Source organism: Algiphilus sp. (genome assembly GCF_965216485.1).
In the GTDB taxonomy this organism is placed as follows: domain Bacteria; phylum Pseudomonadota; class Gammaproteobacteria; order Nevskiales; family Nevskiaceae; genus Algiphilus.
In genome coordinates this window covers 2,322,437-2,343,007 of sequence record NZ_OZ244162.1, presented here as the reverse complement: position 1 = coordinate 2,343,007, position 20,571 = coordinate 2,322,437, and the positions used below count along the sequence as shown (strand labels likewise).

The window sequence follows — 20,571 nt, the reverse complement described above, 5'->3', positions numbered from 1 at the left end:
GGTGGATGATGGCAAAAATGCAAAACCCGACGGGCTGGTGGTACGCGAGCTGGCATGCACTCAGTAGCCGTCTGCTTGTGTATTGGACGGGGCGGCGCGGTGCGCGTGTGGAAACCACCGCGGTCGCGCCAGCGCAGCCCTTGGTGCTGTACGAGTACAACGGGTGTCCTTTCTGCCAGCGTGTGCGCGCGGTGATCAGCGAGCTGGACCTGGATGTACGCATCTATCCATGTCCGCGGGTAACGGTGAAGGCCTATGCGCAAGCCGGCGATAGCCGCTACCGCCCCGAGGTCAAAGCGAAGAGCGGGCAACTCATGTTCCCGTACCTGGAGGACCCGAACACGGGGACCGGCCTCTCGGATTCGGCGGCGATCATCGCCTATCTGCTCGACACCTATGGCGGGGGCGCACCCGCGCGCCCGTTCTCGTCGCTGCCGATCTCCAAGCTTATGCTGCGTTCGCTGCGGCTGTCGCTCTACTTCGGCGTGCTGCGCGTGCCGAGCCGGCTGCCCGCCGAGCCACTGGTGTTCTATGGCGCGCAAGGCCAGACAGGTGCGATTGTCGTCTTCGATGCCTTGTCCTGCCTGGAAGTGCCGTATCTCTGGAAGGCCTGCGCAAACGGCAGCCGCAAAGCGGCGGAACGCACCTCCCTGGTCGGCGAGGGGACCGCGCTATGCCTACACGATCCGAATACGGGCTTCGTGTCGGGCAAGCCGGCAGCCATTGTTCGCTACCTCTACAGGACCTATCAGGTGGGCAACATGGCTAAGGAAACCGTGCTCAACTACTCGACCGAGGGCGCCTCATCCCAGCATGGCACGCTTTCCTCGAAGGCCGATTGAGCGGATCCTGGCCGCTGCAAGGCGCCGCTCGCTACGACGGCACCAACGGCTTGGTGGTGCGAGCTCCGTCTTGGCGGTTTTCTCTTTTCCCGGTGGGAGTTTCTGATGCGATGGTGGATGCTTGTGATCGTTGGCGTGTGGCTCGCGGGTTGCGAGAACCGCACCTATTCCACGCCGCCGCAGTTCGCACTCTTTGAGACCTCCAACGGCGTGGTCTATCTGGTCAACCAGAGTACGGGTGAGCTGGAGGTGGTGTCCCGAAAGCGCCTCGTGATGCTCGGCACCGGCGAAATCTTCAGAGACGATCAGGGCCAATACTTCGAGTACCTCGGCGAGGGTGCCTTGCAACCGGTGAATGCCGATGCGGTGGGCGCATCAGGCTTCGACGCGTGGGGCTTGCGTTGATCCCGGCGGTTGGCGGACCAGGGTCGTAGCCAGACGGACCCTTCGACCCCTTGGGACCACGCCACACCGGTTCTGCCTTCGAGCGCCGCTTGGCATCGCCACGGGACGCCGCGCACTGATGGCGAGGTTGGCAGGGAGGGCGTTGGGGCGAGGCCTTCTATCCGTTCGACAGTCAAACGGTCCGATTCTTGCTTATTGAATGAGCCCTAGCCCGGGTGCAACGAGGCATCGGGTGGGTGGCAATGGACGCCGAGGCGCGGATCTTCCGGATCCATCGCGCCGCCATGTTGCGTGGGTAATGGAGCCCCGCTCCACTGCAACGAAAAGGGATGTTCCATGATCAAGGGCAGCATCGTCGAATTGATTACGCCCACCCAACCCGGCGTTTCCCCGAGCTATACCGATTTGGAGCGGTTGGTCGAGTGGCATATCGACCAGGGCACTTCCGCTCTACTGATTGGCAGTACCTTGGATTCCACCGTCATTCTTGATGGCGAGGAATGCTACGAATTGTTTCGTCGTACGGTCTGGCAGGCCGACGGCCGCATTGCGGTCATCGCGGATATCAGCGCGAGTACCACCAAGGAAAGCCTGGCAGGCCTTCGCATAGCCAATGACGCGGTCGTGGACGCGGTCCTGCTGACGATTCCGGTGGAGGACATCCGTGGTCACGACGCTATCCTGACGCACTTTCAGACGGTCGCGCGCGCCGCCAGAATCCCGGTGTACCTGCGTGAGCATCCCGAGCGCTCCGACCTGCTTCCCTACGGCGTGATCAAGCAGCTTGCGAAAATCAGTGGGATCCATGGATTGATCGAGCGCGGCCTGAACCCGGAGGCGCCACAGGCGCTGCTGGAAATGGAATGGCCGCAGGGTTTTGGGCTGTACGCGGGTGCCGATCGCGGTGCGCACCGATTGATGTTGAAGGGTTTCCGAGGTGTGGTGTCGACGCTTGCCAATGTCGCGCCAAGCCATGTGCAGGCGCTTTGCACGGCCTGCCGAAACGGTGACGAGGGACAGGTGGAAGCGCTGCAGGCCGTGCTGAAACCGATCCTCGACGCGCTGGAGTCGCACCCGCTCGATATCACCGTGCGATGGGCACTCACCGAGATGGGGCTCATTGATGAAGGCGCAAGGCCTCTGGAGCTGCCCCAGTCTTCGGATTACGCGGCGCTGCGGCGCGCGTTGCGTGGGGCGCAGTTGGTGGCCTAGATCAGGCAATAGGGGTGGGCGCGGGGCGCAGGGACTCTCATAGTGCCGACGATGCTCCGGTGCTCCGGTGGATGGCCGCAGCGGCAATTTCCCTCGCACCTAGAAGCGGTAGCCGGCCAGCAGGGATATGTTGATGGGGTTCAGCCGCAGAAAGGTGCGACTTCTCGCGAGCTCGGTACCGTCGGAGGCGTGGAGGCGGACCCTGCCGTGCGTCTCCAGTGCGATGACATCGAATGCCATGGACAGGCTCCACGACGCATCGATATTCCAGCGAACCCCGGTGCCGAAGGCGGGGGCCAGCGCGGGGTCGAGCTCTGAGCGGATGCGCGTCGGCCCTGGTATGCCGGCCGCGAGTGCCAGCGGTACGCCGAATTGTTGGTTCGCCTCGGCTTTGAGCGCCTCGTTGAGGGCTTCGCCTGTAAACACCGCATAGGCGAAGCCAGCGGAGAAGAATGGGCGCAAGCGCGCGTGCGGTGGCCCGAGGTGGTACGTCAACTGGAAGACTGGGACCCACTGGCGCGCCCTGCCGAGCGGGTTGAACCGGGCTTCGCTGAGATCGATGCGCGCCATCTCACCGGTGGGCCCTGTCGGGCGCACGATGCCGCGCCCCCTGGCCTCGGCGACCGGCGGATAGCCGACGATCAGCTTGAGGGCCCAGTGATCGGTCAGGAAATATTGACCGACAAGCCCGAGCGTATCCACCGAGCCCGCAAGAATACGCACGCTCTCGCTTGAGAAGGAGGATTCCACACCTAGAAGGGGAAAGAGGGGGTTGGGGCGTAGTTGGTTTCGGGGTGCGCCGTTGTCCTCGCGCGGCACGATGTGCACCCAACCGGCCTGGATCAGAACGTCACCCGCTTCCTGCGCCTGGGCTGAGGCGAGCAAGCAGGCAAGGCATAACGCGGGCAGCAGAAGCAGCCGCAGCCGCCGCATAGTCGCGCTGCGATCCATTACCGAAGCGCCACCACAGTGGTAAAGCCGGGTCATTCGTCATCCGTCTTGTTCGTGCGCTCCCGTGGGATGACGAGCGTCTTCAAGGCGTCACGCAGGGCTTCGACGCCCTGGATATCCTGCGACCAGCCACGCAGGGCATCGACATTGGCGGCGATGCGGAAGACCGCATGAACGAATTCCAATGCGACCCGGATGAAGACCAGTCCGGCAATGAAGTACACCGGGCTCACCAGGAACAGTTCGATCAATCCCTGCCACAGGCTCAGGGCGAAGGCGTCCACGGTGCGGCTGAGCAGAACGGCGCCCAAGCCGAGCACAAGCGTGACGTAGACCGCGGGCAGCATGCGCACGGCAACCACCGTCTTGAAGCGCACATCCATCAGCGCGGCACCCAGGCCACCGGCGAGGGAGGCAAGGGTGGAGGGCTCGTTCTGATCGTGTGGGTCAGGCATGGCAACTCCTTCTCGGGGTGACTTCGGCAAAGGGGTGTATGCGCGTCGTCGGGCACAGCATGTGGCGAGCCGTACGCGTATGCGCCGGTTCAGCCGGACACGACACGCGCGAGGCGATCATTTCGGGACGGTGGCGATTGGCGCGGACGTGTCCGATGACGTGCCATTGATGCGCCATTCTAGGGGCGGTGCAAGGAGCGCAAGCATGGCATCCCGTAGTTCTTGCAGCGTGCGGGGGCGAACGGTTTGGATGCGCCCCTGCACGGGTATGTGGACGCCGAAGCGGTCGTGCTCGCCGGTGCCCACGACTGCGACGCCAGCACCGAGGAGGGTCTCGATCATCCAGTCGAAGGGAGCATCGTCGATGGCTTCGCCAAAGCGCAATTGGGCAATGGTGGCATCGATCCCGCCGCGGGCCTGCTGATGGTTGACCTCAATGCGGGCATCGGCGTCCATGCGTCCTTCGCTGACGCGGAGGCCCGTGGCTGCCTCGATGGCGCGCGTATGTGCGTTCAGTGCGACGTCTGACAGGTCCAAGCGTATTTGCGAACGTGTCATTGGACCGGAGCTCGCGCTGTCCAGATCGAGCCGCAGGGCGCCGGATGCAGGCAGTTGGCCGTTCAAAGTACCGCTGACCGTCTTATCGTCATGGACGCGATGGATGCGCCCGTTTAGTGCGGAAACGCGTAGGGCCTCGAATCCCTTGGCTTCGGTACCCACCCGCAGATGCAGCACGCCGTCCTCCATCTGCAGCGCCTGAATGGTCAATGGAACCAGATCCTGGAGCAGTTGCACCCAGTCCTGCCCGAAGCCGAATTGCACGATCCGCCCCTCTGCGTCGGCAATGGCGGTGACGACCGGGCGAAGCGCCGTGAGTTCCGCCCGAATGGGTGTGTCCCCGGCGCGCCAACCCGTCACGGACATCCGGATGTTGGGCGCGTCGATCAGTGGTGGCAGGTCGTCGGGTGTCTCCTGTGCGCGGATGACAAGGCCCTGTAACAGGATCGAACCGCGCCACCACTGCATCGATACCTCTGCGAACGCACCGTTGTGCTCGGGCATCTGCGCGAGCCGGGTATTGAGATGCTGCAGAACGATGCGTGGCGCAATGACATGGACCAGCAGGATGGCGATCGTGGCCACGAGCAGGAGCCCGATCAGCCAACGCGTTCGCCGCAAATGCTTTGATGTGGTGGTCGCCATTCCCCCTCCTGGCGGGCAAGACACAGACGATCCGAAGCTGTGTGCCGGTTCCTGATCGGCCGAACTGAGGATCACCGCGTCGCGATGGTGGTCGACCGAAGCTAACAGCAGTGGGCAAATGCTGCTCATGACCGGTGCGGGAGGCGGCGTGGCAAGCCTGCGATGGAGTCCTCCGCACCCTGCTGCGGCTTCGACCGGGGCTCCTCTAAATGCAGGAGGGCCGTGCAACCGCGCCTGTGTGATGCTCGTTACTACTACAAAGCAAACAGAGTGCGGATATGGCGAGGAGACTGGGGTGGGTGCTTTTTGTGCTCGGCCTTGCGGCCTGCGGAAGCAATGACAGCCCGGACGATAGGGCGGCCGCTGGGCAGGGCGCCGGCGCCGGCGCTGGCGCGAGCCGTTGCGGCGATCACGCGTGGTGCGATACCGGTAAGAGTGCCGCGGCGCGCGCCGAGTTGTTGGTGGCGGCGATGTCGCTGGCGCAGAAGATTGATTATCTCGCCGGCGATGACCCGGCGTCGGCAGCCAGCTGCGAGCCCTACTGCGGCATCGTCAACGGCATCCCGGAGCTGGATATCCCCCCCATCCGCATGAATGACGGACCGGTGGGTGTGCGTGGAGGGCCCGCGACGGCTTTGCCGATTCCGCTGGCGCTGGCGGCGACCTTCGATCCGGCGCTGGCGCACGAAACCGGTGCGGTGGTGGGCAACGAGACCCGCCTCAAGGGCAACGACCTGGTGCATGCGCCGGTGGCCGATCTGGTGCGCAATCCGCTCGCCGGTCGCACCTTCGAAACCTTCGGCGAGGACCCGCTGCTGGCCACCCGCTTTACCGTGGAGTGGACCAAAGGGCTGCAGTCCGAAGGCGTGCTGGCCAACGTCAAGCACTATCTGATGAATACGCAGGAAGGCATCGGCGGTATTCCACCACTGGTGGCAGCGGTGGGGGGCAGAAGTCTGGTCAATGTCGTGATCGACGAGCGCACCCTGCGCGAAATCTATCTGCCGCCTTATGAGTTTGCGGTCAAGGAAGCCGACGTGGCCTCCATGATGTGCGCCTACAACCTGCTCAACGGGGTACCGGCCTGCTCCAGTCCTTTCCTCTTGCAGCAACTCTACGAGGAGTGGGGCTTTGACGGTTTTCTGGTGACCGACTATTACTTTGCGCAGAAGGACACGGTGCAGACCGCCAACACCGGGGCGGTGATCGAAATGCCGTTTGCGCTCTTCTACCAGCAACCCCTGTTACAGCTGGCGGTGCAAAGTGGCCAGGTAGAGGAGGCCACGCTCGACGACCACCTGAAAGCGATCTTCCGCACCCTCTTCCGCTTCGGCTTCTTTGATCGCGCCGCCTATGAGCGCGACGAAAGCCGCATCGACCAGCAGGCCCATGCCGAGGTCGCGCGACGTACGGTGGAACAGGGTTCGGTGCTGCTGCGCAACGAGGGCGTCCTGCCGTTGCGCGACGAGGTCAAGCGCATTGCCGTTATCGGCCTGTCGGCCACCGAGCGTCCCACCGGTGGTGGCTCTTCCTTCGTGACCCCCTTCCGCTTCAAGACACCGCTGGAGGGGATCCAGGAACGCGCCGGTGATGGGGTGGAAGTGACCTACACGGAAGGCCGCGATCTGCAGGCGGCAGCCGAGGCCGCTGCTCAAGCGGATGTGGCCATCGTATTCGCCAATGCGCTGGCCACAGAGGGTGTGGATAAGTTCTGCCTGGCACTGGACTGCACGCTTGCCGACCTGCCCGATTCGCTGCTGCTGAACACCCTGCCGACGGGGTCGGATGTCTTGAATCTGGCGCTGGACCCGATTCTCAGTCAGTCGCCGATTGCGGAGACCCTGGAGCAAGCCTTCGCGCCCATTCTGTTAGGTGGCCAGCCGCTGCCGGTGTCCCATCGCAATCAGGACGCGCTGATCCGTGCGGTGGCAGATGCCAATGCCCAAACGGTGGTCGTATTGCAGACGGGCGGGCCGGTCCTGACGCCCTGGCGGGACGAGGTCGATGCGATTCTGGAGATCTGGTTTGCGGGTCAGGAAGTGGCCCCCGGACTTGCCGCCATTCTCTTTGGTGATACGGACCCCGGTGGGCGTCTGCCGGTGTCCTTCCCCATCAACGAAACAGACACGCCGGTCGCTGGTGACCCCGCGCGCTATCCGGGACTGGCGAATCAGGCCCAGCATTCCGAAGGGGTGTTCATCGGCTATCGCTGGCACGACGAGAACCAGATCGCACCGGCCTATCCCTTCGGCCACGGGCTGTCGTACACCACCTTTGCCTTCGAGGCCTTGCGCGTCACCACGCAGGCCGACGGCACGCTGCAGGTGCAGGCCAGAGTGACGAATACGGGGGCGCGCGCGGGTTGGGCCGTGCCGCAGCTTTATGTCGGGCTCCCGGAGCCCAGTGAAGCGGTGGCACAACCGCCCGCAGCGCTGAAGGGCTTTGGCAAATATTGGCTGCAGCCCGGCGAGACGCGCGTACTGCAGTTCGATCTGAGCCATCGGGATCTGAGCTACTGGGACACGGGACAGAGCGACTGGGTCGTAGCCCCTGGCTGCTACCACATCCTGCTGGGCCACTCATCCCGCGATCTGCCCTTGCAGGCCGAGCAAGCGGTGAATGGAGGCAGCTGTTCCTAGTCTGGGTTGATGTTTCCGCGTTCCGTGATTCGTCGCGTTGCGCGCTGGCTCGGGGCGGTTATCGATCACTAATCCTTGTTCGTGCAATCACCGTAAGCTTGGCGCTGGTCGCGGGTCTTCAGAGGGTAGCAAGATCGGTGTAGTGCATAAGGGTCTTCTACTAACGGTTTGGGGGTGAATGATGCGAATGAAGTGGCTTTTCGGAATGGGGCTGGCGGTTGTATCTTCCACGGCGGCGAGCCAAAACACGCTCGATTTCCGGCTGGTGAGTGGTGCATATGAAGTCGAGGAAGGCGCCGATGAATTGGAGGCTGAAGGCGGTGTCGGCTTCAACCTGAAAGGACAATTTCATGTGAATGAGCGTCTTTTTATTCGCGCGAACTACCTCACAGCAGAGCCTGATGAAGTGGAGATCAATGGCCAGGATCTGGATGGCGTGGAGTTGGAAGGTACTTTCTTCCGCGTCGGCTTGGGTCTTGGTGGTGTGAACGAGAACCTGCGCTACTACGGGGCCCTTGAGTTCGGTGATGTCGAACTCGAACTGAGTGGCAGTGGCGGGAGCGTCGCTTCTGATGACAATGGGCTAGTGGTCAGCGTAGGCCTTGGTGATAACGGCGAGACAGCATTTCTTTGGGAAGTGGAACTGGGCCTGGTTCAGTTTGACGAAGTCGATGGCGGTAGCTTCGAGTTCGCCCTTGGCTACCGAGTCAATGAGCAAGTAGCCATTCTGCTTTCCGGGCAAAGTTACGCGGTTGAGGATGATGTCGCTGAGTACACTCTGGGCCACGGCATGCTCGGCGTGCGCATTGGGTTCTAGCGATAGCCATAGGTACTCGCCTGTGACCGCGCATGGGAAGGTTAGGCGGCCCCAGCTCGGCTTGGTTCATCCTGAAGTGCAGTGCCGCTTCCGTCGAGCGATTCATTCTTTGAGGCGGCAATTCCGACCTGAGCCCTTCGGACCTCGCGAGAAGGCTCGGACTACCGATGGTCTCTGACGCTAGCCGATTGCACCCTTGGTCACGACCTACTACGCTCGCCGCCATTTTGGGGGCGCCCGCTCCCTTTTTCGATAGCGTGAAAAGAGGTGAGCAGGTATGAAGAGTTGGGAAGAAAGGCTCGAAGCGGTGCTGTTTTCCAGTCGCTGGTTGTTGGCGCCGTTCTATATCGGTTTGATTCTTGCGGTGGCTGTGCTGCTGGTGAAGTTTGTGCAGGAGTTCTTCCATCTGCTCCCTGGCGTGCTTCAGGACAGCGACAAGGAGATCATCCTGTCCATCCTGACGCTGGTGGATATTTCACTCATCGCCAGTCTGTTGCTGATCGTCATTTTCAGCGGTTACGAGAGCTTCGTCTCCAAGTTCACGCTCGACGAAGGCCAGGAACGGCCGGAGTGGATGGGCAAGGTCACCTTCTCCGGCCTCAAGATCAAGCTCTTCGGCTCCATCGTGGCGATTTCGGGTATTGAGTTGCTCAAGGCCTACATGAACATGGCGGCCTATACCCAGGCCGAGTTGGCCTGGAAAACCGGCATCCATCTCGCCTTCGTGGTCTCCGGGTTGCTCTTTGCGCTGATGGACCGTCTCGCCGAGGGCGGAAAGCATTGATGCGCTTTCGCCTCTAGGGACCAACCAAAGCGAATTGATTGGGGGTGACCGCAATGGCTTTATTCCAATTTCTGATAGGTCTCGGTTTTCTGATCGTCGGCGCAGAAATGCTGGTGCGAGGCGCGTCGAGGTTGGCGGTAATGATCGGCATTTCGCCTTTGATCATCGGCCTGACGGTTGTCGCTTTCGGTACGAGCTCGCCGGAGCTGGCGGTCAGTGTCAAGGCGGCCCTGTCTGACCAGGCGAGTATTGCCGTGGGTAACGTGGTCGGAAGCAACATCTTCAATGTCCTTTTCATCCTGGGCCTGGCGGCACTCATTGTTCCTTTGATGGTGTCCCAGCAACTGATCCGGCTGGACGTGCCACTGATGATTGCGCTCTCCATCTTCACGCTCTGGCTTGCAGGAGATGGGCGATTGGGGCGGATCGACGGCGCGATCCTGGTGCTGGGGCTCCTGCTTTACGTGGCTTTCTTGATTCGTCAGAACAATAGGCAGGACGTCTCTGCTGATCCAGCTGACTCTCCAGCAAAGCCCATCGGTCCGCTCGGTTCTCGGCTTGGCAAGGACCTTGTTCTGATCGCTGCCGGACTGGTGTTGCTGGTGTTTGGCTCACGATGGCTGGTGCAGAGCGCAATCGTCTTCGCGCAGTATCTTGGCGTCAGTGAGCTGGTCATCGGTCTCACGATCGTTGCTGCGGGTACTTCGATGCCGGAAGTGGTGACCTCGGTGATTGCGGCCGTGCGTGGAGAGCGCGATATCGCCGTTGGCAATGTGGTCGGCAGCAATATCTTCAATCTGATGGGCGTGCTGGGGCTGGCCAGTATCGTTGCGCCAACCGGGCTTTCGGTGTCCAGTTCCATCCTGAGCTTTGATCTCCCCGTCATGATCGGCGTCGCCCTGATCTGCCTACCCATCTTTCTGACCGGTGGGGTGATTACCCGCAAAGAGGGCGCGCTTCTCCTTGGCTATTACGTCGCCTATACGGCCTATCTCGTGCTTGCGGCCTCTCAGCACGCTGCGCTGCAGAGCTTCGCAGGGGTGATGCTGTACGTCGTGATTCCCCTGACCGTCCTCACGCTTGCGTGGGTGGTGATGCAGCATCTTCGTCTACGCAGGAATTCCACCCAGTCCTGAGGGCTGCAAGGCAGTCGCGTCGCCTGCGCCTCCTTAGGACCTACACCCGCCGGTATCCGGCGCGCAGAGGCAGTGCACCGCCAGGGATGGGCCTTTCAATTTCCGATCGCGATGCTGCCGCTCGGGACGTGTGCTATGGAACTGCGGCAGGGCTGGTTGGCCAATGCGCCACAGGCTCGGGCTTCAGGGCGGGGCTCATCGTCGTCCATCACACCGATCACCAGCCGGCTGGGGTGGGCGAGGTCGTGAAGCACGCGATTGATGGATGGCGTCGGGTTGAGGAAGGCGCCCCAGTCCCCGGTGGTCGCAACAGGGCCGTCGATGATCAGGCGCAGGGCGCTTCCGGCGCGGAAGCGGTGGGCAAAGGGGAAGATTTCGAGCCGCATGAAGCTTGGTTCTCCTGGCGTCAGCATCGCCACACTGTCCTCGGTGTGCTGTTGGAAGGGACGTGTCGGCGTGGATCGGCTTGCGTCCAGCGCCCGTTTGGAGGCGCGCAGCCAGCCGCGGGCCACATACACCTCCTGCCCATCGGGGCGTACCTCGGTCAGTGTCGCCTGGATGTCCGTATCCTGGGCCGTGGATGCTAGCCACAAGTCGAGGCTGGCTGAGCCAAGTAGCTGCAAATCTTCCTGCAATACGGGCGTGGTGAAAACCACACGCCCCTGATCGGGCGCCGGCAGACGCCAGAGCTGATCCAGGATATCGACGCTGTCGGGTAGCGGATTGGTGGCTGTCGAGGGAAGCGGGTAGATATAGGAGTCGCTGGCCTCCAGCGTGCTGGGCGCGTCATTCGCCAGGTGGCCATTTGCGTGGAGATAGAGGGCGGTGGGCCTGGGTTCGGGGAACTCGTCGAATGTCGTGATCCAATTGGGCTGGAGCGTGCTGGCATCCAACTCGTGCAGAATTTGAACGCGTGGCGTGGTCGGCCAGCCGTTGTCCACGCCGCGCAGATAGTGCTCGTAGAACGACACCAGCATCTCTGCATATAGGGGATGCCCCCAGGTGAGGTCGTGGTTGCCATTGCTCATGACCGTCCAGCTTTGCTCCAGCCCCAACACATTAAGCAGGCCACCCGGTTCCAGCAGGCCCCCGATACGCGACCCGGTCTGTTCGTCTTGCCAGAAATTGATGGTGAGGACTGGCACGTCAATCTGCGCGGCAGTAGCGGCCGGGCTGCGCTCCATCCAGCCGAAGGTGCCATCGATATGCGGGCTTTGTATGCCGTCCACAATGAAGGACTGATAGGCCAGCCGGTTGGCCAGGTAGTTGGTGATGCATTCTGGGTCCGCCTGAGCGATGGCATCGGGAAGGCCTAGGGCGCCGGGTGCCTGCTGCTGAACCGTGAAGAGCGCCGTGAAGGCTCCATTGAGAATGCCGCCAGGGGCGCCTACATCGCGGTAGAGGTCGAAGATGACGTTAGCCGGCGCGATGGCCTTCAGATGGGGTGGTTTTTGACCGGCAACGAAGAGCTGCATGATCCCCGGATAGGAGTAGCCGATCATCCCGATGTTGCCGTCGGACCAAGGCTGCACTGCGGCCCATTCCACAGCCTCGGCGCCGTCGATCGCTCGTTGCGGGTCGAACAGATCGAAGCCCCCGCTGGAACAGCCCGTACCGCGCACCGAGACGCCGAGGATGCTGTAGCCCTTCCGCATCAACGCGGCTTTGACTTCGGGGATGTCGCTGAAATAGCCGCCGGTGCCGGCGTCGTAGCCGTCGTACTGCATGACCACCGGACCGGGTGGGGCACCCTCCAGGCGTTGCATGTGATAGCGCAGGCGCGTGCCGTCGGAGACGGCAATGTAGCCGGTCTCGGTCAGGACACGTTCGTCCAAGGCCTCCTGCGCGCTGTCAGCCTCCGGTTCCGCATTCGGGGCCGGGTCGCTGGTGCCGCAGCCGGCGGTACAGAGCGCGATCAGCAGCAGGCCGGCACGCAGTAGTGGTGTGGTGGGTGAGGTCGATCGGTGCATCGGCTCCCTCTCTAGGGTGCTTCCATGATCCACTCGCGGATCGGGGTGACGCCGGCCCGGGCCGCTTGGGCCTGAATGCATCATGATGGAAACATGCTACGGCAGCGTCGGATCTTTGGGCAGTTACTACTGCGGACGATGCGCCAGGGTAGACCCGCCATTGGCAGCCACGTAATACCAGGGATGTCGGAAGCCGAGGGCGTTCACTGCCGAAGCAAGGTACGCGGGTATAGTCGGTAGTTCACTTATTGCGGAGATCATCCATGGCGCTGGATCAGACAAGCCGCCCTTACATCGAGGCCACCCCGGAAGAAACAGTGACCGCGTTTTTGCAAGCTCTGCAGGACTGCGACTTCTCGGCAGTCAGGGCCTTGCTGGCACCTGATCTCGCATACACGAATGTGTCTTTGCCCACCCTCAGGGGCGGGGAGCGGGTGGCACGCATGCTGGAGCTTGCTCTGCGTCGGGGCGGTGGATTCGAGGTGGAGACGCACCACATTGCTGTGAATGGCGATACCGTGCTGACTGAGCGTACGGATGTGGTGAAGCTGGGGCCTGTGCATGCGCGCTTCTGGGTATGCGGAACCTTTCAGGTCCGCGATGGGCAGATTGTTGTATGGCGGGACTACTTCGACTGGATGGCACTCAGCCGCGGAGTAGTGCGCGGCATCATCGGGGCCGTGCTGCCCTGGCAGCGCTTGCACCGGAGTACCCGCCCGCGCTAAGACACCCGCGGGCGCAACACAGCTAGCCCGGACGGATTCATCCCAAGCACAAGCTGATCGCAAGCAGTGCGGGCGCCAGCAGGGTGAGAGCCACGTTGGCCCCCAGTGCACCCGGCCGTGCCTGACCGATGCGCTGCCCGTGTTGGCGCGCGGCCTGCCAGGCCGGCCAGGCGAGTGGAAAGGGCAGCAGTGCAACAAGGCTGTGCATGGGCAATAGGCCGCCGCCAACCCCGACCAACAGCGAGCCGAGAGCGGCGAACATCAGTGCCGCGTAGACGTGGGCAGAGGCCGCGGCACCATAGTGGATGGCCAGGTGCCTTCTTCCCGATGCGCGATCCGCCTCGATGTCTGGCAACTGATTCAGGAGCAGGAGCCCGCTCCCGAGAAAGAGCGGGAGCAGACTCGCACACCAAGCGGTGAGACTGGCGTTCCCAGTGGCCGCAATACTGCTGCCCACCACCATGACGGGGCCGAATCCAATGCCAGGGGCCAGAAGGCACAACAGCGGCGAGCGGTTGAGCCAGCGGGTGTAGGCCACAATCAACGCGAAGCCCAACACGCCGGGTAGAAGCAGCAGCCAGCCTGCATGGGCCAGCAACAGAGCGCCGATGCCCGTGGTCAGCCCAAGCAGGACCATTGCAAGTATCGCAACGGCAGGGGCGGCTTCGGGATGTGCGGGCAGGGCGCCGCTGCCTCCACTAAAAGGCGTGCGGATGGTGCGCTGGTCCAGGCCACTGCGAAAGTCCTGATACTCGTTGAGGGTATTGACGGCGGCATGGGCGGCGAGCCCGCCCAGCAGGATGAGTGCTGCCACAGCTGCGTCGGGAAAGTCGGGGCCCGCTGCCAGACCGAGAGCGACGCATACCGGCGTCAGCAGCAGGAAAGTGGGGCGCAGGCTGCGCCATAGAACGGAGCCGGTATGTAGAGCCCACCGCCAAAACTGGCTTCTTGGTGTTAAGCGTCTGAAAGGCCGTTCATTCATTGTTTGCTTGCGAGAGGTCGACCGTCTGGAACTAGCGGTAGCTATGCGTTGAGCATACTGGTACGGGGGTCGGCAACCTCCGCCTAGCGTATGCCTGAAAACGAAGCAAGTGCGCAACATGCGGGGGCCGTCGCGTCAGGCAGCAGAATGATCGGTGTGACATTCCCGGTAAGTGCGGGTATATTCCTTTATGCTGAAACAATTCGGAATATGCTTCAGCGCTATTCATTTATTGCAATACAAGGGGTGGGGGATGAGAGTTTTCAGCTTAATCGGTATTCTTGTTTCGGGATGGGTGCTTTCTGGCTGCATTTCTGACAGCAAAGCGCAAGACTCCACTGATCCAGATCTGAAGGTGCTAGCAAGAAATGTGATATTGGAAAAGGTTTCTGGCAAGGTGAACTTGGAGGGTACCGTTCAAGCTGCCTTTAAGGATCTTGTGCTCCCGTTTGAGGAAGTGATAATCGGACGTTGGCAAATAGAAAATCGCGGTTTGAGCCCAAATGATGTTCACCTCGATACTGGAGAAGTGCTCATTTCATCTGGAGGGGCCTTCGATCTAATTCGTGGATCTTTCGCCGCCATTGGAATGGGGGCGGGCGAAGGTCCCAGGAACGGTATTTGCGATCACAGGGAGGATAATCAGGTGTGGGAGGTTTTAGCACCTGGAGTGGTTCTTTTTTCCTACATTAATCCGACACAGGAAATCGGTGATGTGGAAAATAGGATTGTTCCCCGGGTGATCTCCGTTTCCCAAAACGAAGTGGTCTTGGTGAGTAGCAGTGGTTGCGGCGCACTGGGCTTTGATCGTGTCTCTATATTGAGGCGCAGTTCTTGATCAGCTGGCTCGATCGTTATGGCGATTATTTATCGCGTTAGGGTAATTTTGTTTCCATATTGACTATGTGCGCTAGAAAATAATTGCGTACCGGGCAATATCATGCTGGATATCTATGGTTGGCAATAAGGAGGGCGTGATGAATATTTTAGTGGTAGTCTTTGTGATGCTTTCTTGTGTGGTGAGTACACCCTTGTTGGCGGAGCCGACGGGTAAGAACCACTATGTTCTTGAAGGTGCGGTGGACGGTCGCTACGAGCAGGCGAAATGCAGCCTTTACTTCAGCAAGTATGGCAAGAACTGGACACTGCAATTAAGACCGGAGAATGCCTACGGACCTTCTGCAAACCTCTTCTTTTCGCCGAAGTTCGGAAGCGCCGAGCCGGGCAGTTATCCCGTGCAGTATGCCTATCGAGGCAGTGCGGCAACACTCGGCGGTTCAGTGACGAGCGACGGCGACATGTACTCCATTGAAACGGAAGGGCAGGTGGAGTTCACTCGTTTCGATGACCGGGTTGTTGGCAATTTTTCTTTTATCACCAAGGACAACGACGGGGTCACCGTATCCGCCGAAGGCGCCTTTGACTGTCCCCGTGGCGAGGCGCTGCAGTAAGCCATTGCAATCAAGGTCGGCGCTAGGAACGACGGCCATATGATGGACCCACGCGACTCCGGGGCATGAGGCTCGAATCGTTATGAATGCTCTGCTCTTGGGGGTTATGGTGGCTGCGCTGCTGGTGAGCCTGGTTGCTGGTTTTCTGTGGGCCTTTGCCTCCGTCGTCATGCCCGGCATTGCGCGCTTGACGGATCGCGGATTTGTTCGTGCCTTTCAAGAGATGGATGGCGTGATCCAGCGCGGACAGCCATTGTTCTTGCTGATCTGGGTGGGCTCTGCCCTGGTGTTGCTTGGGGTGACGGTGTCCGGCCTTGTGCTCCTCGAGGGCCTACCACAGATATGGCTCATAGGCGCTACCGGTGTCTATCTGCTTGGCGTACAACTGCCCACCGCCATCATCAACATTCCGTTGAACAATACCTTGCAGGCCTGCGTGGTCGATGATCTGGACGACGAGCAAGTGCATCGCGCACGCGTGGTCTTCGAGGCGCGCTGGAATCGTTGGAATCGGCGTCGTACGCTCGCAGCCTGCCTGGCAACTGTGCTGCTGCTCCTTACACTGCACGGTATGCCCTGATGCTTGGCCGCTGCGCTGCCTGCGTCGCGATTGGGTTGCTGCACCACCTAGGGTCAAGCGGAGGCAGGACCTCCAGGAGCGTCACGATTGCGCGTTTTTGGGAATCCCGAAGGAAGCGATGCGCTCTGGTTTGACAATCTGGTCACCAGTAGGGGATTGGCCGTGGCCTACAACCCCGACGCCATGGCCTTCACGGCTTCGCAGCCCTTCTGTGTGAACCGCGCGTTGCTGGGCTGCAACTGGACGGCGGCCGGTCCGAATGCGTTGTGCCGCTCCTGTGCCATGACGCACCTCGCGCCCGACCCATCGATCCAGGACGCGATTCCGCATTGGGCAAAGGCGGAAGCTGCCAAGCGATGGGCTCTGGACAATCTGGCGCGTTGGGGGTGGTTCAGCGCCAGCGATCCTGGCCCGTCACCGGCCTTTCACATGCTAGCCGAGGGGGCGCTTCCGATCACCATGGGGCATTCCCAGGGGGTCGTCACCATCAGCGTCGCGGAAGGAGATCCGATTCTCCTGACCATGCGCCGGGAAGCTCTGTTCGAGCCCTATCGCACCATGCTCGGGCATATGCGGCATGAGATGTCGCACGTGCTCTGGTGGCGTTTGAGCGTGCGTACGGATTTTCTGGACGCCTTTCGTGCCGAGTTCGGTGACGAGCGGCGCGACTATGGCGAGGCTCTGCAGGCCTATTACGACAACGGCCCGCCACCGCAATGGGAACAGGCCTATCTCACCAGCTATGCCGCCTCCCATCCGCACGAGGATTGGGCGGAGACGGTTGCCCATCTGCTGCACCTGACGGATATTGCCGACAGCTTTGTCGCCAGTGGCTTGTGGGCGCCGCAATTGCCGAGCGCGAACTGGGATCCCTACGCGGAAGCGGACGCGGAACGCCTGATCCATACGGCGGCGGGCCTGACGGTGGGGATGAACCATGTCAACCGGGCAATGGGATTGTCGGACCTCTATCCCTTCATCCTTTCCGAGCGCGCGCGCCGTAAACTGCATTTCGCGCACCAATGGCTGAGCGGTGCTCAGTCACCATCCTGAAGCGCGCACAGCTGCATCAGAGGAGAAGCTAAGCCATGTCCATCTGGGTGGATGCTGATGCGTGTCCAGGCGTCATCAAGGACATCCTCTTTCGCGCGGCGGAACGGACGGAGACACCGGTGACGCTGGTCGCCAATCAGCCGATCCGGACGCCGCGATCGCGCTATGTGACCAGTGTGCAGGTCGCCAAGGGCTTTGATGTGGCGGATAACGAGATCGTGCGTCGTTGTGCGCCAGGGGATCTCGTCATCACCAGCGATATCCCGCTGGCAGATGAGGTCATCAGCAAAGGGGCTCTGGCGCTCAGCCCGCGCGGCGAGTTGTTGACCAAGGACAACATCAAGCCGCGTTTGAACATCCGCGATTTCATGGAGACCATGCGCAGCAGTGGCATTCAGAGCGACGGGCCGGCCGCCCTCAACGCGCGCGACAAGCAGGCGTTCGGCAATGCGCTCGATCGATGGCTTCAAAAGCGTCACAAGAAGCCGGTATAAAGCCTTTTTTTTGTGAGTGACACCATGGATGCTGATTCCAAGCGCGCACTGATTCTGCGTTACCTCGATGCCTATAACCGCTTCGATGTCGAGGCAATGATGGCCACGGTGCACGACGACGTGGTCTTCCAGAACATCACCGCCGGTGAAGTCACTGCCCAGGCTGATGGGGCGGCGTCATTGCGGCAGATGGCGGAACAGGCCAAGACGATATTCGCTGCGCGCCGCCAGACGCTGCTGGCGTTCTCGGAAACGAGCAAAGAGGCCGCGATCCAGGTTGCCTTTGAAGGGGTGCTGGCCTGTGACCTGCCGAATGGCATGAAGGCCGGGCAGGAACTCCGCCTCGAGGGGCGCTCCGAATTCACCTTCGAGGATGGACGACTGATCCGCATCGTCGATATCAGTTAGTGCCATCGACATGGCGCTTCGATTCGTGGATTCCGTCAGGAGGCAGGATTGCGATGTTGGCGCGTATTGATCGTCATTTTGATTGCTCGGCGGAGGTGTTCTGGGAGCAGATCATGCAGCCGCGTTCACTGGTATTTGTGGCTGCGCCGCTCCTGGTCTTTGTGCCCGCGGAGGGGGGAACGCTTCCCGCGCGATGGGAAGAAGGCGTGCCCTACGAATTGCGCCTGTACTTCCTGCACGTGCTGCCACTGGGTCGGCATACCATCCGGCTGGTGCGCATCGACCCTGCCACGCACACGATTCAGAGTGAGGAAAGCGGCCAGTTGGCGCGCGTCTGGAACCATCGCATTCACTTCGAAGACGTGGCGCCGGGGCGCGTGCACTACGTCGATGAGATCGAGATTCGCGCAGGCGTGCTGACTCCTTTCATCTGGTTGTTCGCGCAGCTCTTCTACCGGCACCGCCAGCGCCGTTGGGTGCAATGGCTGCGCCGGGAGGCAGCGGGGGCCTAGGCAGCGGGTCAGCGGCTCTCCTGGCTCCGGTATGATCCGCGGCCGTTGGTGAGGGAACTCGCCGCTGCTCTGCTTCTCACGGAAGATTGATATGCGCTTCTTCAGCTCTGCACTGCGCTCCATCGCACAGCCCGGTCATCCCCTGGACGCGCCCCTGGTGCACCAGTCCCTGGTCTGGCCGAGCGATCTCAATCTGGGCATGCACATGGACAACGTGCGCTACCTGCAGTTGATGAACCGGGCGCGCAACGAACTCCTGGTCCGCAGCGGCATCATGCGGACGGCGCGACGTCGGCGACTGGGCGTACCAGTGGCGCATTGCGCCATGCGCTACAAGCGCTCGCTCATGCCCTTCGAGCGTTTCAGCCTGCGCACGCAGATCATCGGCTGGAACCAGAAGCGCTTCTTCATGGCGCAGGAGTTCCTGCGCAATGCGCGGGTGGTGGCGAGCGGGCAGCTGCAATACGCCTTTGCGGGTGCCGAGGGTCTGGTTGCGCCTGCCGATGTATTTGCCGAGATTCTGGGGTCCGAGGCGGTATCGCCGCCATTGCCTGCGGAATGGATGGAGTGACGCCGCCAGGCGCTGCCTGGGCGAGGCATGCACAGCGCCGGCCTGCGGCGGACGTGGTAGCAGCAGCCGTCTAGAATGCCGGTGTGGCGGTGATGCCACGCCGAGGAAGCAGGGGATGCCTCCGTACTCCGCATCCGATTGGCAACTGCGCCAGTCGATTGAGGTCGATGGCCGCCGGGTTCGTTACGACGTCCAGGGCGCGGGGCCGCCCGTCGTGATGGTGCACGGTACGCCCTGGTCGTCCTTCAACCTGCGGCACCTGATTCAGGGCTTGGCCGGGCAGTTCAAGGTGTTCTATTTCGATCTGCTGGGCTATGGCCAGTCCGACCAGCGGCCGGGTGATGTGTCGTTGGGCATCCAGAACCGGGTCCTGTCCGCGCTGTTGCAGCACTGGGGGCTGCACGAGCCCATTGTCATCGGCCACGATTTCGGGGGTGCGACGGCGCTGCGGACGCGCTTGCTGGACGGGCATCGTTTTTCGCGGCTGATTCTGATCGATGCGGTGGCAATGTCGCCCTGGGGTTCCGACTTCTTCCGTCATGTGGCCGCGCACGAGGCCGCCTTTGCTGGGCTGCCGCCGGCCATGCACGAGGCGCTCTGCCGTCGCTACATCATGGGCGCGGCGCACCACCCGCTCGCGGAGGCGGTGCTGCATGCCACCGTACAGCCGTGGTGTCAGCCCGAGGGGCAGGCGGCCTTCTACCGGCAGATGGCACAGGCGGATGCCGCCTATACCGAGGCTGTCGAGCCGCAGTACGGTCGCATCGACGAGCCGAGTCTGGTGCTCTGGGGGGAGGCGGATACCTGGATACCGGTCGAGCAGGGCCGGCGACTGACGGCCGCGCTGGGCAATGCCCGCTTGCGCACGATCGCGGATGCGGGGCATCTGGTGATCGAAGAAGCGCCGGGTGCGCTGCTCGGCGAGATCACGCGTTTCCTGGCCGATACGGCCGCAATGGGTTTGGATGGGAGAAACGATGAAGCCGCGCATTCTGATCTTTGACGCCTTGGGCGGGCTGCTGGTTGGTGTTCTGGTACTGATCTTCGCGCCATGGCTGGTGTCCTTCTACGGCATGCCCCTCGCCTTTGTGGTGTTCATGGGGATCGTCAACGTGGCCTATGGCTGCTATTCGGGGACGCTGGTGCTCAGTGCTCGTCGCTCGCGCTGGCGCTTAGGCCTGTTGTGGCGCGCCAATATGGCCTGGGGTGTCTTATGCCTGGTCTACATTGCCGCGCTCTGGGAAGGGTTGACCTCCTTTGGCGTGCTGCATCTGGGCCTTGAGGCGGTCTATGTCGCCGGTCTCGGCTGGCTCGAGCGACGCTGGATGCCGGATCTGGTCCGCGAGGCGGCTGCGGTGCCGGGGGCGAGCTAGGGCCGCGG

At 61.9% G+C, this 20,571-nt stretch carries 23 protein-coding genes; 18 read left to right on the top strand and 5 right to left on the bottom strand.

From position 1 onward, the window contains the following. The first annotated feature begins 107 nt into the window (after positions 1-107). The 3 genes from ACOOFO_RS10900 to ACOOFO_RS10890 all read left to right on the top strand — a co-directional run bounded on the left by ACOOFO_RS10900 (position 108) and on the right by ACOOFO_RS10890 (position 2,459). Positions 108-842, top strand: a complete 735-nt coding sequence (locus tag ACOOFO_RS10900) for a glutathione S-transferase N-terminal domain-containing protein (protein WP_420426798.1) — start codon at positions 108-110, stop codon at positions 840-842. A gap of 117 nt (positions 843-959) precedes the next feature. Beyond that, positions 960-1,247 carry a hypothetical protein gene (locus ACOOFO_RS10895; RefSeq protein WP_420426797.1) on the top strand — a complete coding sequence of 96 codons (288 nt, stop codon included), beginning with the start codon at positions 960-962 and terminating at the stop codon, positions 1,245-1,247. Between the two features lie 336 nt (positions 1,248-1,583). Further along, the gene (locus tag ACOOFO_RS10890) at positions 1,584-2,459 is read left to right on the top strand and encodes a dihydrodipicolinate synthase family protein (protein ID WP_420426796.1); all 876 of its coding nucleotides are present in this window, start codon (positions 1,584-1,586) and stop codon (positions 2,457-2,459) included. Positions 2,460-2,558: 99 nt separating this feature from the next. Here ACOOFO_RS10890 and ACOOFO_RS10885 read toward each other — a convergent pair whose 3' ends face one another. The 3 genes from ACOOFO_RS10885 to ACOOFO_RS10875 all read right to left on the bottom strand — a co-directional run bounded on the left by ACOOFO_RS10885 (position 2,559) and on the right by ACOOFO_RS10875 (position 5,068). Beyond that, a complete protein-coding gene (locus tag ACOOFO_RS10885) occupies positions 2,559-3,410 on the bottom strand; it encodes an OmpW/AlkL family protein (protein WP_420426795.1) in 852 nt (283 codons plus the stop codon). A gap of 32 nt (positions 3,411-3,442) precedes the next feature. Beyond that, positions 3,443-3,865, bottom strand: coding sequence for a DUF4282 domain-containing protein (locus ACOOFO_RS10880; protein ID WP_420426794.1), 423 nt, complete (start codon positions 3,863-3,865; stop codon positions 3,443-3,445). Between the two features lie 117 nt (positions 3,866-3,982). Continuing rightward, on the bottom strand, positions 3,983-5,068 hold the full coding sequence (locus ACOOFO_RS10875) for a DUF748 domain-containing protein (protein ID WP_420426793.1): 1,086 nt from the start codon (positions 5,066-5,068) through the stop codon (positions 3,983-3,985). A gap of 299 nt (positions 5,069-5,367) precedes the next feature. On the opposite strand from ACOOFO_RS10875, the gene ACOOFO_RS10870 reads away from it, so the two are divergent. The 4 genes from ACOOFO_RS10870 (at position 5,368) to ACOOFO_RS10855 (ending at position 10,444) form a co-directional block, all read left to right on the top strand. Next, complete coding sequence (locus ACOOFO_RS10870; RefSeq protein ID WP_420426792.1) at positions 5,368-7,707, top strand: beta-glucosidase; 2,340 nt, start codon at positions 5,368-5,370, stop codon at positions 7,705-7,707. Between the two features lie 187 nt (positions 7,708-7,894). Then, complete coding sequence (locus ACOOFO_RS10865) at positions 7,895-8,524, top strand: hypothetical protein (protein ID WP_420426791.1); 630 nt, start codon at positions 7,895-7,897, stop codon at positions 8,522-8,524. Positions 8,525-8,801: 277 nt separating this feature from the next. Further along, positions 8,802-9,308, top strand: coding sequence for a TIGR00645 family protein (locus ACOOFO_RS10860; protein WP_420426790.1), 507 nt, complete (start codon positions 8,802-8,804; stop codon positions 9,306-9,308). Positions 9,309-9,361: 53 nt separating this feature from the next. Beyond that, a complete protein-coding gene (locus ACOOFO_RS10855) occupies positions 9,362-10,444 on the top strand; it encodes a calcium/sodium antiporter (protein ID WP_420426789.1) in 1,083 nt (360 codons plus the stop codon). A 95-nt stretch (positions 10,445-10,539) separates the two neighbouring features. Here the strand turns inward: ACOOFO_RS10855 and ACOOFO_RS10850 are convergent, their stop codons facing one another. Beyond that, positions 10,540-12,414 carry a CocE/NonD family hydrolase gene (locus tag ACOOFO_RS10850; RefSeq protein WP_420426788.1) on the bottom strand — a complete coding sequence of 625 codons (1,875 nt, stop codon included), beginning with the start codon at positions 12,412-12,414 and terminating at the stop codon, positions 10,540-10,542. Positions 12,415-12,677: 263 nt separating this feature from the next. Between ACOOFO_RS10850 and ACOOFO_RS10845 the strand changes: the two genes are divergently transcribed. Continuing rightward, positions 12,678-13,139: a limonene-1,2-epoxide hydrolase family protein gene (locus ACOOFO_RS10845; RefSeq protein WP_420426787.1), complete on the top strand. Its 462-nt coding sequence runs from the start codon at positions 12,678-12,680 to the stop codon at positions 13,137-13,139. Positions 13,140-13,176: 37 nt separating this feature from the next. Here the strand turns inward: ACOOFO_RS10845 and ACOOFO_RS10840 are convergent, their stop codons facing one another. Beyond that, positions 13,177-14,019: a prenyltransferase gene (locus tag ACOOFO_RS10840; protein ID WP_420429742.1), complete on the bottom strand. Its 843-nt coding sequence runs from the start codon at positions 14,017-14,019 to the stop codon at positions 13,177-13,179. 292 nt (positions 14,020-14,311) lie between these two features. On the opposite strand from ACOOFO_RS10840, the gene ACOOFO_RS10835 reads away from it, so the two are divergent. The 10 genes from ACOOFO_RS10835 (at position 14,312) to ACOOFO_RS10790 (ending at position 20,563) form a co-directional block, all read left to right on the top strand. Continuing rightward, positions 14,312-14,959 carry a hypothetical protein gene (locus tag ACOOFO_RS10835; protein WP_420426786.1) on the top strand — a complete coding sequence of 216 codons (648 nt, stop codon included), beginning with the start codon at positions 14,312-14,314 and terminating at the stop codon, positions 14,957-14,959. A 139-nt stretch (positions 14,960-15,098) separates the two neighbouring features. Further along, positions 15,099-15,572 (top strand): hypothetical protein, encoded by a 474-nt coding sequence (locus tag ACOOFO_RS10830; RefSeq protein ID WP_420426785.1) that lies wholly within the window; start codon positions 15,099-15,101, stop codon positions 15,570-15,572. A gap of 82 nt (positions 15,573-15,654) precedes the next feature. After that, on the top strand, positions 15,655-16,152 hold the full coding sequence (locus ACOOFO_RS10825) for an anthrone oxygenase family protein (RefSeq protein WP_420426784.1): 498 nt from the start codon (positions 15,655-15,657) through the stop codon (positions 16,150-16,152). Between the two features lie 87 nt (positions 16,153-16,239). Then, positions 16,240-17,205 carry a zinc-binding metallopeptidase family protein gene (locus tag ACOOFO_RS10820; protein ID WP_420426783.1) on the top strand — a complete coding sequence of 322 codons (966 nt, stop codon included), beginning with the start codon at positions 16,240-16,242 and terminating at the stop codon, positions 17,203-17,205. 35 nt (positions 17,206-17,240) lie between these two features. Further along, positions 17,241-17,699, top strand: coding sequence for a YaiI/YqxD family protein (locus tag ACOOFO_RS10815; protein ID WP_420426782.1), 459 nt, complete (start codon positions 17,241-17,243; stop codon positions 17,697-17,699). Between the two features lie 24 nt (positions 17,700-17,723). Beyond that, positions 17,724-18,107: a nuclear transport factor 2 family protein gene (locus ACOOFO_RS10810; protein WP_420426781.1), complete on the top strand. Its 384-nt coding sequence runs from the start codon at positions 17,724-17,726 to the stop codon at positions 18,105-18,107. Positions 18,108-18,160: 53 nt separating this feature from the next. Beyond that, positions 18,161-18,619, top strand: coding sequence for a hypothetical protein (locus ACOOFO_RS10805; protein ID WP_420426780.1), 459 nt, complete (start codon positions 18,161-18,163; stop codon positions 18,617-18,619). A 91-nt stretch (positions 18,620-18,710) separates the two neighbouring features. After that, positions 18,711-19,190, top strand: a complete 480-nt coding sequence (locus ACOOFO_RS10800; RefSeq protein WP_420426779.1) for an acyl-CoA thioesterase — start codon at positions 18,711-18,713, stop codon at positions 19,188-19,190. A gap of 115 nt (positions 19,191-19,305) precedes the next feature. Then, complete coding sequence (locus ACOOFO_RS10795) at positions 19,306-20,193, top strand: alpha/beta fold hydrolase (RefSeq protein ID WP_420426778.1); 888 nt, start codon at positions 19,306-19,308, stop codon at positions 20,191-20,193. Continuing rightward, on the top strand, positions 20,168-20,563 hold the full coding sequence (locus ACOOFO_RS10790) for a hypothetical protein (protein WP_420426777.1): 396 nt from the start codon (positions 20,168-20,170) through the stop codon (positions 20,561-20,563). The genes ACOOFO_RS10795 and ACOOFO_RS10790 overlap by 26 nt, the downstream gene beginning before the upstream one ends. The last annotated feature ends 8 nt before the right edge of the window (positions 20,564-20,571 follow it).